Genomic DNA, 13,856 nt, shown 5'->3' on the forward strand with positions numbered 1-13,856 from the left:
AAGAAGCTGTTAGCCATCAGCTGGTAGCTAATGGCTTTTTGGTATAATTTATAGGAAAGAACTGGTATTGCCCCCCAGAGGCTGCAAAAACACTGCCGGCAGTTGGATTCTGGCCGAAAGCTAACTGCTAGCGGCTGCAACCACCTGCCAAACGGCCAGGCTGCGGTCATCGCTGCACGAAACTAGCCGCTGCTGCGCGCCCGGCCAAACCAGCTTATTCACCGATGTGCCGTGGCCGGCCGCCCGCGTCTTGTCCAGCACCCGCAGCAGGGCCAGGGTGGTGGGGTCCCAGAGCTTAATGCTCTTATCGAGCGAGCAGCTGGCCAGGTAGCGCCCATCGGCGCTGAAAGCCAGGTGGTTGATGGTATACATGTGGGCTACTACGCTGTCGAGGAGCGGGTAGCCCTCGGTGGCGGCGTAGCGGCGCAGGTGGGCATCGCGGCCGGCGGCCAGCAGGTGCTGGCCATCGGGCGAGTAGGCCAGCGCAAAAACCGAGTTGGTGGCCTCCGTGAGCGTGGCTTTGACTTCGAGCGAGTCGAGGTCCAGGACGTAGGTTTTCCAGTCCGACGCGCCCACGGCCAGCTCGGCCCGGCCTTCGTGCAGGGCCAGGCAGCGCAGGCTTTTGTCGCTGAGGCGCAGCAGGTGCTCCACCCGAAAATCGTCGCCGCGCAGCACGGCCAGCGTGCCATCGCCCAGGGCGCAGTACAGGCGCTGGCGGCTTTCCGAAAACACCATCTCGAAGATGGCCACCGGCGGCAGCGCCGTGGCAAAGGCCAGCGTTTTGGTCTGCAAATCAAGCGCTTGCACACCCTGAAAATTATGCCCCAGTAGCAGCAAGCCGCGCGCCGGCAATTCGAGCAGGGCGTACACCGAGCCCGCCACCTGGGCCAGCAGCTCGCCGTCGGCCTCGGGGTGGGCGCTGTCCCAGGCCACCACCATGCCGTCGGCGCTGCCCGAAAACACCCGGTCGGAGCCAGCGCGGCCGGCCAGCGCGTACACCGCGTCGCGGTGGCCGGCCAGGGTGCCGAGGCGAATAGCAGTGGGGCGGGGCGGCGGCGGGTTAGCAAGCATAAGGCCCCAAAGGTCGGCAGAATGCCGCCAAAGTGCCGCTTCCTACCTTCGCCACCCACAAGTTTAGTTATGCCGCTCCACTCGCTCACGCCCCTGCCCGGCGGCCCCCTGCTTGGCCTGTGGCACCTCACCGAAACCCCGGCCGCCCTCTGGCCCCAGCTGGCCGATGCCCCCGCCTACGCCCCGCTGCTGCCCGCCCGCGCCGACGGCCCGCGCCAAGCGCAGTGGCTGGCCGGGCGGGTGCTGGTGCAGCAGTTGCTGGGCAGCCTCATTCCAGTGGGCTGGCCGCTCGCGGTGCTGCGCAACGACGACACGGGCCGGCCCTTTCTCACTGGTTTTAAGCAGCCGGCCGTGTCGCTCTCGCACTCGGGCGAGTGGGTGGCGGCGCTGCTAGCCCCACCCGGCACGCCCCTGGGCATCGATGTGGAAGTGGTGCGCGACAAGGCCCAGCGCATTGCCCGCAAGTTTCTAAATGAGCAGGAATCAGCTGTCTTAGCGCACGTTATCCTAGAAGAAGCCACTCCTGGCACCTCTCCTCAGGAGCTATTCAGCCTACTCTGGAGCGCCAAGGAAACGCTGTACAAGCTGGCCGGGCAGCGCGGCATCATCTTCCGCGACAACCTGCTGCTCGACCTGCCGGCGGGCTCCTGGGCCATGCCCGGCACCCTGCCCGCCCGGCTACGACTGCATAACAGTATTTCCCGGCACCAGATTTGTTATCTTCGACCGGCAGCGGGCTACGTGCTCACTTACTGCTACTAGTTTTTTCATACGTCTAGCCCGCGGCCCGCGCCGCTTATCTTCTTTGGCCCTTTCTACCCCCGTCATGTCTCTTCGCAAAATTTCGATTGTGCTGGCTACCGCGCTGCTGCTGGCTACCGTTACGGTAAGCTATGCCCGCGCCCAAGGCACCGTGAGCGACTTCACGGTGCAAAAAACTAGCGGCGGCAGCGCCTCGCTCAGCGCTTATACTGGCCAAAAAGCAGTGGTTGTGGTGTTTATGAACCCCGCCTGCGCCTACACCCGCCTCTACCAAGAGCGCCTAGCGGCCCTCAACAGCGCCTACAGCGGCAAAGGCGTGCAGTTTATGTTCGTCAACGTGCCCATCAACCTCGACGGCGCCGAGGGCAGCGGCGGCTCGCTGGCCACCTTCACCGACGATGGCGCGGCCAGCGCCGCCCTCAGCGTGAGCAAAACCACCGAAGCCGTGGTATTGCAGCCCTCTGGCTCGGGCTTTGCCGTGCGCTACCGCGGTGCCATTGATGATAACCCCCAGGTAGCCAGCGGGGTGCAGCAGCACTACTTGCAGCAGGTGCTCGACAACGTGCTGGCCGGCCGCCCCGCCGGCGTGGCCGACAAGCGCGCCGCCGGCTGCCTCATCAAGCGGTAAGTGCGTAGTTGAGTAAATGAGTAAATGAGTAAGGGGAGTACGGTTGTTCAAGCTAATCGAACAACCGTACTCCCCTTACTTATTTACTCAACTACGCGCTTACTCCTCGCCCGGCTCATCCTGCTCCAGCAAAATAGACAGCAGCTGAGCAACTTCTTCAGCCTTAGCGGGTTCGTGAAGCTTTTCGAAGCCTACTTGCAGGTTGCGCATAGCGCGGCGCACAATATCGAGGTGCGTGCAGGGCTCGTAAAAGCCAGGCTTCGAGGTGATGCCGAGCTGGCCCACGTAGTGCTCAATATCGGCTTTGGAGAGGATAACGCCTCGGTTGTAGCAGTTGATGTAGAAGGGCAGCACCACCTGGTCGTCATCGCCCTTTTTTACTAAGTACGTCAGCACGAACAAGTTGGGTAAGTTCACACCAAATACCGGCAGGTCAAGGCGCTGGGCCACCAGCAGGTAGATAACGCCGAGCGAGAGTGGGTTGCCGCGCTTGGTTTCGAGCACCCGGTGCAGCATCGAGTTGGCCGGCGAGTGGAAGTGCTGGGTATTGGCCGCGAACTTATGACTGCGGAAAATAACGTGGTTGAGCACCTGCATCTGGTCGGCGGGGTGCATTTCGGGGCGCAGCAGCGTCCAGGCCTCAAAGCGCAGCTGCTCAATGGCGCGGTTAAGGGCCTGAAGGTCAGCGTCGGGATATTGGTATGAGTTGAGCAGCCACATACCTTCCAGCAGGTCCTGGGCACCGGCATCGCGCCACACGCGCAGGCGCTGCTGCAAGCCCTCAAACTGGAGCTGGTGAATAAGATCTTCGAGGCGGCTCTGCTGCTGCGGGTCGAGGGTTTCTTCCCAGGATTCTTCCAGAAAGGGAATAATAGCCTCGCCCAACCCCTGAATTTCGCCCTGAATCTGGGCGGCGATTTCCGGGTCGTCGAGCAGGGAAATAAGGGCTTTGATTTCGTTGGTAGTCATGAATCGCAGATTTTGCGGATTGCGCTAATTTCGCAGGCTGTTCTCTTAAACAGGCGGCTGCGGGGTAGCGCGGCGCGGGCGCATTGCCCTTATTACTAAACAAACAGGACTCAAATCGTTCCCGCCAGCGGTACAAAACCGCACGTGGCACCCAAGCCAGCGAAGGCCGAAGCACCACTCCTCAAGCCAGGCTGGCGAAATTACCCAGTAGCCCGCCAGTCTGTTAACCGCGCCACCAGAATCAGCGAAATCTGCTTAATCTGCGATTTGGCGGAGGTTGGTTTTGGCCAAATCGACCAGCTCACTGCCGCGGCCGTTCATCAGGGCTTTCAGCGCGTAAATGCTAAAGCCTTTGGCCTGAGCTACTTCGATGTGGGGTGGCATGCTCAGTTCCTGGCGGTTCACTACGGCATCGACCACTACGGGGCCGTCGTGGGCCAGGGCCTGGCGCAGCACGCTTTCGAGGTGGGCGGGGTCGCTCACGTGGTAGCCCTGCACGCCAGCCGCCTGGGCCAGCTGGCCAAAGTCGGGGTTGTTGAGCCCGGTGCCGTATTCGAGGGTGCCGGCGGCCTTCATCTCCAGTTCCACAAAGCCGTAGGCGCTGTTGTTGAAGATGATAATCTTCACGGGTACCTTCAGCTGGCGCAGCGTCAGCAGCTCGCTCATTAGCATGGCAAAGCCGCCGTCGCCGCACAGTGCCACTACTTGCCGGCCAGGGTAAGCCAGCGCCGCGCCAATGGCCTGCGACAGCGCCCCGGCCATGCTGCCGTGCACGAAGGAGCCCAGCAGGCGGCGGCGGCCGTTCATGTGCAGGTAGCGGGCCGCCCAGATGGTGGGCGTGCCCACATCGCAGGTAAAAATAGCATCGTCGGCGCTCAGCTCATCGAGCAGGCGCGCTACATGCTGGGGGTGCAGCGTGGCGGCCCCGGCGTCGCCGGTAGCCAGCTCGGCCAGGCCCTTTTCGTCGGCGCGGTGGCGCTCCTGAGCTTCCCGGAGGTGGGCATCATCGGGGCGGGCATGCAGCAGGGGAAGCAGGTGCTGCACGGTTTCGGCCACGGTGCCGTGCAGGCCTACTTCCACGCGGGTGCGGCGGCCCAGATGCAGGGGCCGGGTATCGACCTGCACCACGCGGGCGTTTTCGGGGAAAAACTGGCGGTACGGGAAATCGGTACCCAGCATCAGGATAGCGTCGGCATCCATAATAGCGTGGTAGCCGGCGGGCATGCCCAGCAGGCCGGTCAGGCCCACGTCGTAGGAGTTATTGGGCTCCACGCATTCCTTGCCGCGCAGGGCGTGCACCACGGGCGCTTGCAGGGCGGCGGCTACTTGCAGCAGCTCGGCGTGGGCCCCAGAGCAGCCAATGCCGGCCAGAATGGTCACTTTTTTACAGTCGTTGAGCAGGGCCGCGGCGGCGGCCAGCTTGCCTGGCGCCGGCACAATGGCGCTGGCGGGGCCCAGCGCGGCCAGGCGCGGCGCAGGAGCCTCCGTTTCGAGCAGGGCAATGTCGCCGGGGATAACGACCACCCCCACCCCACCCAGGCCCAGCGCGGCCTGAATGGCGCTCTCGACCATGCGCACGGCCTGGTCGGGCGTCGAAATCAGCTCGCAATAGTGACTGCACTCCTGAAACAGCCGCTCGGGGTGGGTTTCCTGAAAGTAGCCAGTGCCGATTTCAACGCTCGGGATGTGCGCCGCAATGGCCAGTACCGGTACCCGCGAGCGGTGGCAATCAAATAACCCATTGATTAAGTGCGTGTTACCAGGCCCGCACGAGCCGGCGCACACGGCCAGGTCGCCGGTGAGGTGGGCCTCGGCCCCGGCCGCAAACGCGCCGGCTTCCTCGTGGCGCACCTGCACAAACTCGATGCCCTCGCGGGCCCGAATGGCATCGGTAATGCCGTTGAGCGAGTCGCCCACCAAGCCAAACACGCGCTTCACGCCGGCGGCTTGCAGGGTATCAATGATGATTTCGGAAACTGATTTTTTGGACATGACCTCGTAGCTGTTTTTATTAGTCTACGGCGGCTGGCGCAAGGCGGTGAAGTTGGGGAGGCTAAAAGCGCGGCGCTTGCGCACGAGCATCTTACCCAACTATTTGTCAGCCAAGTCGTCCAGCCCAATTTGTTAGTCTTGCTGCGAGGGCAGGCGCTCTTGGCCCGGCGGCACGGCACGGTGCGCCAGCTTATAGGTGAGGGCCAGCACCAGGTTATTTTTGGCGGCCGTGTTTTGCAGCACAAACTGCCCCTGGGCATTGGTGTAGTTGTAGTTGGCCTGATTGACGTAGCCCAGCTGCACAATCAGATGTTTATCAATCTGGTAGCCAACCCCACCGTACAGGCGATTGCGCTCAAACACGGGGCCGCGGGGGTTCAGAAAAATCTCATCGTAGGCCGAGAGAAAAAGCGTGCCGGCGGTAATAGTTTTCTTATTAAGCGGAAAAAAGGCGTTGAGCCGGTAGCGAAACCGCTGACGAAACGCCGTGCTGTCGTCGCGAAAATGAAACCAGCGCTGCTCAATCCGGTAGCGGTGCTCCAGTTTGAGGCGGTGCGAATACTGGCTGAGTATGAGCTGCTGCCAGAGGCGCTTCTCGATGTTGAGCGGGCCGGCTCCCAGGTCTTTATAGTCGGAAGTAGCGTAGCGCCCGCCGCCTATCAGCACCGTAAAGTTGGGGTCGATATCGAAGCTCGCGCCGCCTTTCAGCTCGTAGTAAAAGAAACGATGGGCCAGGGCATCGGAGCGACCTTGCAGCTCGGCGTAGCCGCCCCAGCGGTGCTCGGTGCTGCCCGGCAGCTGCACCGTGGCAATTACCCAGCTGCCCCAGGGCTGCACAGGGTTGAGGGGAGCCGGGGCCTGGGCGGCGGCGCGGCCTGCCAGCAGGGCCAGCAGGGCGCCACCCCAAAAATGCTTGGTCATGGGTGAAGCGGGGCCCGGAACTGGTACTCCCGCTCCCGCCCCCAAAGGTACCGGGTCCGCCGGGGCAGGCAGGCTTTTTTCAGTAAAAAAGCCACCCCAGGCCGTGCAGCAGTCCGCCGAGGCCGCGCCAAGTTTGGGAGGGCTGCGTACGCTAGCCGGGGCCGCATCCACCCCAGGCCGAGGGCCAGAGCGGCCAGCAGCAGCGCATGTGCCCACCACAGGTAGCGAAACCGCGGGTGAAAGCGCACCATACCAGCACCATACGGCTGCGATAGTGCCAGCAATCAACCCAATGAGCCCGAGGTGTGGCCGTAGCTGATGAGCGTGAATGCCAGCCGCCACGCCGCCCGCACGATATAGCCTGGCAGTTGCGCGCGGGCGGTAGCAAGCGACTCATGCTATGGAGCCGGGGGAAGCTTCGTCGCCAATGCCCGTGCCGGAGCCAGCCGCCTTTCGGTGCAGCCACCAGGCTACCAGCAGCCCCAGCCCACCCACCAGCCCGCAGATACCCGCCCACAGCAGAAAATTATACGCCTCCGTAAAGGCGCGGTAGCCCGCAGTGTAGGCAAACAGCACCGCCCCCACGCCTTCCCAGAGGTGGGTAGTAGCGCGCGGCAGCGCGGGCACGGCCTGCGCGGGCAGGCCCACCAGCACGCGCAGCGTGGGCCAGTCCCAGGCCAGCAGCAGCAGATTGGCCAGCAGCATGAGGCCCGTCACGATGGGCGTGCCGGCAAAATCGTAGGAGATGGTGATGACAAAAATGCTGGTCATAATGGGCAGAAACAGCACGGCCCCCAGCGTGGCAAAGCGCTGCGTCAGCAGCAGCAGCCCTACCACGCACTGCGCCACCCCAATAAATTGCCAGTAGAGCCCCGACTGGTACATCGTCTCGAAAAAGTGCAAGGGGCTGTGAACAGCCGCATCAGCACCACTCAGGGTGGTAAAACGCAACCCCTTGATTTTAACGATGCTGGCAAACACAAACGCGCCGCCCAGCAAGTAGCGCGTGTACACGATGGCGAGCCGCAGCCACGCCCACTCCCGGATTGCTTGAATAGTCATCATGCTCAGCAAAGTAGATTATCCCAATGCAACTAATACGCAGATTAGTAACGTCTTACACTCGTAAGCACCGCGCCACTGGCCGTTAGCCGGGCACTGTCGGCTAGCTCGTAGCGCAACTGCGGCGTGGCAATAGTGTTGAGCACCAGCTGACTTTTACTCTGCATGCGCAAGTGGCCGGCGGCAATGCGGTTGGTGGGGTTGAGCTGGAGCTTGGTGGGGCTGCCGCGTGTGGGGCCCACCACGGCGCGCAAGTAGCCCAGCCGGTTACTAATCAACTCAACCTGGCTGCCTTGGTCGGCGCGCAGGGTCAGGCTGTCTTGCGTAAAGCCCTGCACCAGGGTGTTGCGGCCCGTCAGGTTCAGGTCGTGGCGCGGCTGGCCGGCAGCTTCATACGTGGCCCCGGTAGTGAGGGCGGCTAGGCGGGGGCAGCTCACCACCACCGTTTCGCCCCAGCCCAGGCTTTCGGGCTCGTGCGGGAAGGCTAACGCGAGGCGCAGCTGTCCGCCGTGCTGGCTCACGTGCACAAACCTGGCCGCCGCGGGGTTCACCCGCACCCCAAAGGGCCCGGCCATGACTTTGACGCTCAGCGCACTACCAGCCGGAATTTCAATCTCAGTAAAATTCTTAAAGTCAAGCACTTCGTAATTACGCAACGGGTCTTTGTAGGCCCCCGAGCGGTACTCGGTGCGCAGGGCCATGTTGTAGGCCGTGAGCGAGGCCAGCAGCACCAGCAGGGCGGCCAGCAGGTAGGTTGTGCTAGTTTTCATGGGTGGTAGGGGCAAGAGTAGCGGCCTGCGCCGCCCTGAAGATTTCGTAGCGCTGGCTTAATTCGGGCAAACTGATATCGAGCAGCGAAATGGTGTTGAAAAAGGCGGGCAGCTCGTGCTGCAAAAAGCGCTCGCGGCGGTGGGCGCGCACCTGCGCCGCGCCGGCCGGGGCTACAAAAAGGCCCAGGCCGCGCCGGTTATACACCACGCCCTGGCTTTGCAGCAGCTCGTAGGTACGCATCACAGTATTGGGGTTGACTTGCAGCTCGGCGGCCAACTCGCGCACCGACGGAATTTTTTGGTCGGGCGGCCACTGCTGGCGCAGCACCTGCTCGCCCACGTAGCTGGCTATCTGAAGGTAAATGGCCTCGTTATCAGTAAATTCCATGTACTAAAGCTGTTTTTCGGTGAGGCGGGCGTAGGCCGCCGCCCACAGCAGCACCGCCAGGGCCAGGGGCAGTAGCGCCAGCAGCGACAGCTGCTGTGGCAGCTCAACCAGGAAGGGGTGGTCTTTGCCACCCGCGAAACCATTGCCAAACGGTACCGCTGTGTGTAGTTCCGAGGTCAGGAGCTTCCACATCCAAAAGTTCATCATCAGCAGCATCACTACCCCGCCCAGCACGGCAAAGCTGGTTTTGATAATGTGCAGACTTTGGAAATAAATGGCCCCGTACAAAGCCAGAGCGTGCACTAGCGAATAGCTGGCCACCCCCGTCAGCAACGGCCGCCAGCTGCTGGTGAGGTCCAGTATCTGACGGGGAAACTGCGGGTAGCTATGGCCGGCCCATTGTAGCATCAGCGCATCAACAGCCAGAAAAACAGCTATATAAATGACTAGAAACACCGGCAACGAGTAGAGCCAGGCCACCAGGTATTTTTCGAGGTGCGACGCGGGCAGCAACAGCGCAGCCGCCGCCCGCCGTCCGTTGCTCATTTCCGCAAAGACCGTGGCCGTAAACGCCAGCCCGGTTGTCAGTAGACCCGCCATAAAGAGCAGGGTTTGCGTCTCGTTATCCAAGGGCCGGCGCATGAGGTAGGTGAGGCCGCCCACAACCGCCACTACTCCGCCCAGCAGCACGGCGGCGCTCAGCAGGTAAGTTCTCCAATATTCGGTGGTTTGTTTGCGCATCAAGCGCCCGAAGCGGACTGGGCTGAAGTGCTGATTAGCAGGCTGATTAAAGAGCTGGCTCATGGTGCGGGTTGGTGAGGTAAGAAGCCACGGCCGTGCTCGGGCCGGTAAGCGCATTAAAAAGCAGTTCCAAATCAACTTTGGTGTAGCGCTCGCCAAGATTGAGGTTGGCCCGAATAACCTGCTGGCCGCGTACAGAGGGCTCGGCATATAGAATATCCGCGTCGGCCGCGCCGGCGGGCACACTACCAAAGCTGAGCCTATCAGCCAGATTATCGATAGTTTCGTTAAGCAGCAGGTGGCGCTGGTGCAGTACCAGCACCGTGTCAATCAGGCTATCGAGGTCGCGTACTTGGTGGGTCGAAATGATGACGCAACGCTCCTGCCCCAGCGCCCCCGCCACCAGCTTGCGAAACTGCGCCTTGCTGGGAATATCGAGGCCGTTAGTGGGCTCATCGAGTACCAGCAGGCCGGTGTTGGTGGCCAGCGCGAAGGCGATGAGCGCCTTTTTCTGCTGGCCGTAGGAGAGCGTATGAAGATGGGTCAACGCGGGCACATCGAACCCGCGCAGGTGCTCGTGGAAAGCCGCCGCCTCAAAGCGCGGGTAAAAAACGCCCGTGCTGGCTGCCAGCTGCGTGGCCGTAACTGGGGGCACTTGCACATCTTCAGGCAAGAAAAACAGGTCCTCCAGCGTAGCAGGCAGGCGGCGGGCGGTAGCATGCCCCTCTACCTCGCAGGTGCCACTGAGCGGGAAGGCCAGCCCCACCAGGTTTTTGAGCAGTGTGGACTTGCCCGCCCCATTCTTACCCAACAAGCCATAGATGTGGCCCCGGCGCAAGTCCAGGTTAAGGTTTTCTAATTGAAGTACCCGGCGCGAGTACCCGAAATGCAGGTTGCGGATGCGAACCATGAAGAGGGTGTTTTAGTGTATTACTAAACTAGTACACCGCAAATGTAGACAACTTTTTTGCTTATGCCAGCACCGCGGTGAAAGTTCTGTTTCCCAGCTAAAAGCTTAGCAGTTTGGCGCAACTACCAAGTGCTACCGACCTTATTCACAAAGCCTTCATAAACAAAGAAAAGACCTTTTTCTTCGGCCGGTTGGCCCACAATTTCCGTAAGCGGGCAACACCCTTCTCAAGCTACCCGCCCGTTGCCGACGGGTAAGCCAGCTCCTTTCCCACGCATTTCCGCATATGGCAGCACCGCAATTTCTCTTCGCCACGGGCATCGAAAACAGTTACCCCACCATCCAGAACGGCAAAGTGCGCCAAGACGAGATGGAAAAATGTGGCCACTATAAGCTATGGCAGAAGGACTTTGACCTAGTGCAGGAGCTGGGCATTGAGGTGCTGCGCTATGGGCCACCCATTCACACTACCTGGGTGGGACCAGGCAAGTACAACTGGGATTTTGCCGATGTTACGTTCAACGACTTGCTGCGGCGCAACATCATTCCCATTGTAGACTTGTGCCACTTTGGGGTGCCCGATTGGCTGGGCAACTTCCAAAACCCCGATTTTCCGGAGCTTTTCGCGCAGTACGCCGCCGATTTTGCCCGGCGCTTTCCGTGGGTGCAGCTCTACACACCGATAAATGAGATGTACATCTGCGCCGAGTTTTCGGCCCTCTACGGCTGGTGGAACGAACAGCTGGCCAGCGACCAGGCCTTCGTAACGGCTCTCAAGCACCTTGTGAAGGCCAACGTGCTGGCCATGCACGCTATCCTGGCGGTGCGGCCCGACGCGCTGTTTATCCAGAGCGAGTCGAGCGAGTACTTCCACGCTTCCAACCCCCAGGCAATTAAGCCCGCCGAACTGCTGAACGCCAAGCGCTTCCTATCGCTGGATCTGAACTACGGCCGTCGCGTAGACTCCGACATGTATGAGTACCTGCTGGATAATGGCATGACGCGGGCTGAGTACCACTTTTTTCTGGAGCACAACCTGCGACACCAGTGCATTATGGGCAACGACTACTACCGCACCAACGAGCACCGCGTGCGGCCTGACGGCAGCACCACGGCTTCGGGTGAAGTATTTGGCTACCACGTTATTACCACCCAGTACCACGACCGCTACCAGCTGCCCGTAATGCACACCGAAACCAACCTCTGGCAAGGCCCCGAGGGCGACGAGGCCGTGAACTGGCTCTGGAAAGAGTGGGCTAATGTGCTGCGCGTGCGCAACGACGGCGTACCCATCTTAGGCTTTACCTGGTATTCGCTCACCGACCAGGTAGATTGGGATACCGCGCTGCGCGAAAATAACGGCAATCTCAATCCCCTGGGCCTCTACGACTTAAGCCGAAATATTCGCCCTGTGGGCGAGGCCTATAAAAAGCTTATCAGCCAGTGGAAACAGGTGCTGCCCACCCAAACGGCCTGCCTGCAAGTGCCCCTCATTATGCCCCAAGAAAGCAACGCCGCTTGGGCCCAGCAGCAAAAAGAGGCCAGCCAGCAGGCGCAAGCCCAGCCCGCCTCGGCCACCGCCAACGCCCCGCTACAAGCCAACCACTAACAGCGTGGACTCCACGGGTCCGTGAATTGCCTCCACAACTAGTTCACTTACGGGACCCGCAGAGTCCAAGCCACACCGCTCTCCCCCATGCGTTTTCAGGATAAAGTAGTCATCATTACGGGCGGGGCCAGTGGCATCGGCCTAGCTATTGCCAAACGCCTAGCCTCGGAGGGGGCCCGCCTCGTACTGGCCGATATCAACCAAGCTAATCTCGACCAAGCCGTGCCGGAAGTAAAAGCCGCCGGTGCACCCGATGTGCTCGCCAGCCGCTGCAATGTGGCCCAGGAAGATGAGGTAATTGCCACCGTGGCGGCCACACTAGCTAAGTTTGGCCGACTCGATGTGGTGGTGAATAACGCGGGCCTCATGCAGTTTAGGCCCCTCGAAGAGCTCACCGGCGACGACTGGCTGCGAGTTCTAGGCGTGGATTTGCTGGGCGCGTTTTACTTCACTAAACAAGCGTTTTTACACATGAAGCCGGGTGGTAGCATCGTGAACGTAGCCAGCATTCACGCCGTAGCCACCGAGGCACTGGTGGCCCCCTATGCCGCCGCCAAGGCGGCCGTGCTGTCGCTCACACGCTCATCAGTAATTGAGGGTAAGCCTAAAGGACTGCGTACCAACGTAATACTGCCGGGGGCCATTGACACACCTATGCTCTGGAATAATCCTAACGTGAAGTCGGGCGTCGAAAAAATCAACCCCAGCGACGTGGGTACGCCCGAAAACGTGGCCGCCACCGTGGCCTACCTGGCCTCCGACGATGCCGCCTTCGTGCAGGGTGCCGAAGTGCGCGTGGATGGCGGCCGCCTCGACCACTTGTAGCCCCTTACTAAGTTGAGACGGTTAAATATAAACGGACATGGAGAAAATAGCTTCCCCTAGTCATGGAAGCAGAAGAACTAGCCCACAAACGGCAACGAACCGAGTACGATGCGGCTTTTCTGATCAAGATGATTCGCCGCGTAAAATAAGATGGGCAGGCAGCAGCGCGGGTAGCGCAAGCGAACAGGGTACCTTCTATATATTCCGGTCGCTGTGGCTAACGCCAACTGCAACGAGAAGGCTACATAGCCGACCGGCAGCGCTTATGCAGTTAGCTCATATACAGCTGTTTACATGCCCTTTGCATACAAGCTAGCTTCCGGCCGCCTCATATTACCCAATTTAACCCACAGGTCATGGCAGCCAATAAACTAGCCCATAGCCCGCGGTTGCGGCCCCTAGCCAAATCCCAGTTAGTGACATCAACTACGTGGCCTTGGTTACCGGACACTTGGCTTTGACTTTTTCTAATGCTTGTAAAAAATATTATATTTATTATATATGAACATAATTATGACCGCTTTTAACTAGGCTATTATAGTCTGTCAGTTCCCACCCAACTTGCTTGTGCACACCTACCATGGCAGCCAGTGAACTAACGAAGCCCTTATCCATCTCTTGGAACGCGCCCTCGCTATTACCATTCTGAGCCGGCTAGGAAATCGCTATTGCGGAAAGTAGACAGATTGTGCTCAAAACCTCATTGCTACCTTGCGGAACCTGCTTTACTAACACGTTAGTAAAGCGCTTAGAATTATTTGAGTAGCTTATTGCTGAAATGTACAGTGGCTATATCCCATCTTGGGGAATTGTGCCCCGCTTGTGGTCGAACTCCACTGTCTTTTCAACCTATCTTAGCTCACTACGCTCTTGTACCTGACCATCTCATGGTAGCTTGTGAATACCTACTATAATGACTTGGCAACTAGATAATTATAGTCATCAGTTTAGCATTAGTCGCCCCCACTATACTCCGAATACTAAATTATCTGGTTAATTGACTCTTTAGTTTTTGCTGCATCTTCTCCAAATTTCTCCACAAACGGGAGAGCCCCCTGCCGGGCGCTGATAAAAGCGCTTGGGCAGGGGGCTCTCTGTCTAAAGTTGGCGGCGACCGACTCTCCCACCGGTGAAGGCAGTACCATAGGCGCACCGGGGCTTAACGACTCTGTTCGGAATGGGAAGAGGTGAACACCCGGGCTAAAGCC

General features: G+C 60.1%; 13 protein-coding genes and 1 rRNA gene. 4 read left to right on the forward strand and 10 right to left on the reverse strand.

From position 1 onward, the window contains the following. Positions 1-120 precede the first annotated feature (120 nt). Positions 121-1,071, reverse strand: a complete 951-nt coding sequence (locus QMK33_RS22085; protein ID WP_283566799.1) for a WD40 repeat domain-containing protein — start codon at positions 1,069-1,071, stop codon at positions 121-123. Positions 1,072-1,140: 69 nt separating this feature from the next. Here QMK33_RS22085 and QMK33_RS22090 point away from each other — a divergent pair, with 69 nt between their 5' ends. Continuing rightward, positions 1,141-1,833 carry a 4'-phosphopantetheinyl transferase family protein gene (locus tag QMK33_RS22090; RefSeq protein WP_283566800.1) on the forward strand — a complete coding sequence of 231 codons (693 nt, stop codon included), beginning with the start codon at positions 1,141-1,143 and terminating at the stop codon, positions 1,831-1,833. A gap of 64 nt (positions 1,834-1,897) precedes the next feature. After that, positions 1,898-2,461, forward strand: coding sequence for a redoxin domain-containing protein (locus tag QMK33_RS22095; protein ID WP_283566801.1), 564 nt, complete (start codon positions 1,898-1,900; stop codon positions 2,459-2,461). A 99-nt stretch (positions 2,462-2,560) separates the two neighbouring features. On the opposite strand, the gene QMK33_RS22100 is transcribed toward QMK33_RS22095, so the two are convergent. From QMK33_RS22100 to QMK33_RS22135, 8 genes are all read right to left on the reverse strand, one after another. After that, on the reverse strand, positions 2,561-3,430 hold the full coding sequence (locus QMK33_RS22100) for a transglutaminase-like domain-containing protein (RefSeq protein WP_283566802.1): 870 nt from the start codon (positions 3,428-3,430) through the stop codon (positions 2,561-2,563). A 255-nt stretch (positions 3,431-3,685) separates the two neighbouring features. Continuing rightward, positions 3,686-5,422, reverse strand: coding sequence for a ubiquinone-dependent pyruvate dehydrogenase (poxB, locus tag QMK33_RS22105; RefSeq protein WP_283566803.1), 1,737 nt, complete (start codon positions 5,420-5,422; stop codon positions 3,686-3,688). A 132-nt stretch (positions 5,423-5,554) separates the two neighbouring features. Beyond that, complete coding sequence (locus tag QMK33_RS22110) at positions 5,555-6,343, reverse strand: DUF2490 domain-containing protein (protein WP_283566804.1); 789 nt, start codon at positions 6,341-6,343, stop codon at positions 5,555-5,557. Between the two features lie 393 nt (positions 6,344-6,736). Continuing rightward, a complete protein-coding gene (locus tag QMK33_RS22115) occupies positions 6,737-7,408 on the reverse strand; it encodes a hypothetical protein (protein WP_283566805.1) in 672 nt (223 codons plus the stop codon). A gap of 41 nt (positions 7,409-7,449) precedes the next feature. Then, positions 7,450-8,175, reverse strand: a complete 726-nt coding sequence (locus QMK33_RS22120; protein WP_283566806.1) for a hypothetical protein — start codon at positions 8,173-8,175, stop codon at positions 7,450-7,452. After that, positions 8,165-8,563: a GntR family transcriptional regulator gene (locus tag QMK33_RS22125; protein ID WP_283566807.1), complete on the reverse strand. Its 399-nt coding sequence runs from the start codon at positions 8,561-8,563 to the stop codon at positions 8,165-8,167. Before QMK33_RS22125 ends, QMK33_RS22120 begins: the two co-directional genes overlap by 11 nt. A gap of 3 nt (positions 8,564-8,566) precedes the next feature. Then, a complete protein-coding gene (locus QMK33_RS22130) occupies positions 8,567-9,367 on the reverse strand; it encodes a hypothetical protein (RefSeq protein ID WP_283566808.1) in 801 nt (266 codons plus the stop codon). Then, positions 9,351-10,214, reverse strand: a complete 864-nt coding sequence (locus tag QMK33_RS22135) for an ABC transporter ATP-binding protein (protein ID WP_283566809.1) — start codon at positions 10,212-10,214, stop codon at positions 9,351-9,353. The genes QMK33_RS22130 and QMK33_RS22135 overlap by 17 nt, the downstream gene beginning before the upstream one ends. 286 nt (positions 10,215-10,500) lie before the next feature. Between QMK33_RS22135 and QMK33_RS22140 the strand changes: the two genes are divergently transcribed. Together QMK33_RS22140 and QMK33_RS22145 are read left to right on the forward strand one after the other, a co-directional pair. After that, positions 10,501-11,823, forward strand: a complete 1,323-nt coding sequence (locus QMK33_RS22140) for a family 1 glycosylhydrolase (protein ID WP_283566810.1) — start codon at positions 10,501-10,503, stop codon at positions 11,821-11,823. 87 nt (positions 11,824-11,910) lie between these two features. Beyond that, positions 11,911-12,648 carry an SDR family NAD(P)-dependent oxidoreductase gene (locus QMK33_RS22145; protein ID WP_283566811.1) on the forward strand — a complete coding sequence of 246 codons (738 nt, stop codon included), beginning with the start codon at positions 11,911-11,913 and terminating at the stop codon, positions 12,646-12,648. Positions 12,649-13,750: 1,102 nt separating this feature from the next. On the opposite strand, the gene rrf is transcribed toward QMK33_RS22145, so the two are convergent. Beyond that, positions 13,751-13,856: ribosomal RNA gene (gene rrf / locus QMK33_RS22150) — 5S ribosomal RNA — on the reverse strand; the annotation flags it as partial.

The sequence above is a fragment of the Hymenobacter sp. H14-R3 genome, from assembly GCF_030063445.1.
Taxonomy (GTDB): domain Bacteria; phylum Bacteroidota; class Bacteroidia; order Cytophagales; family Hymenobacteraceae; genus Hymenobacter.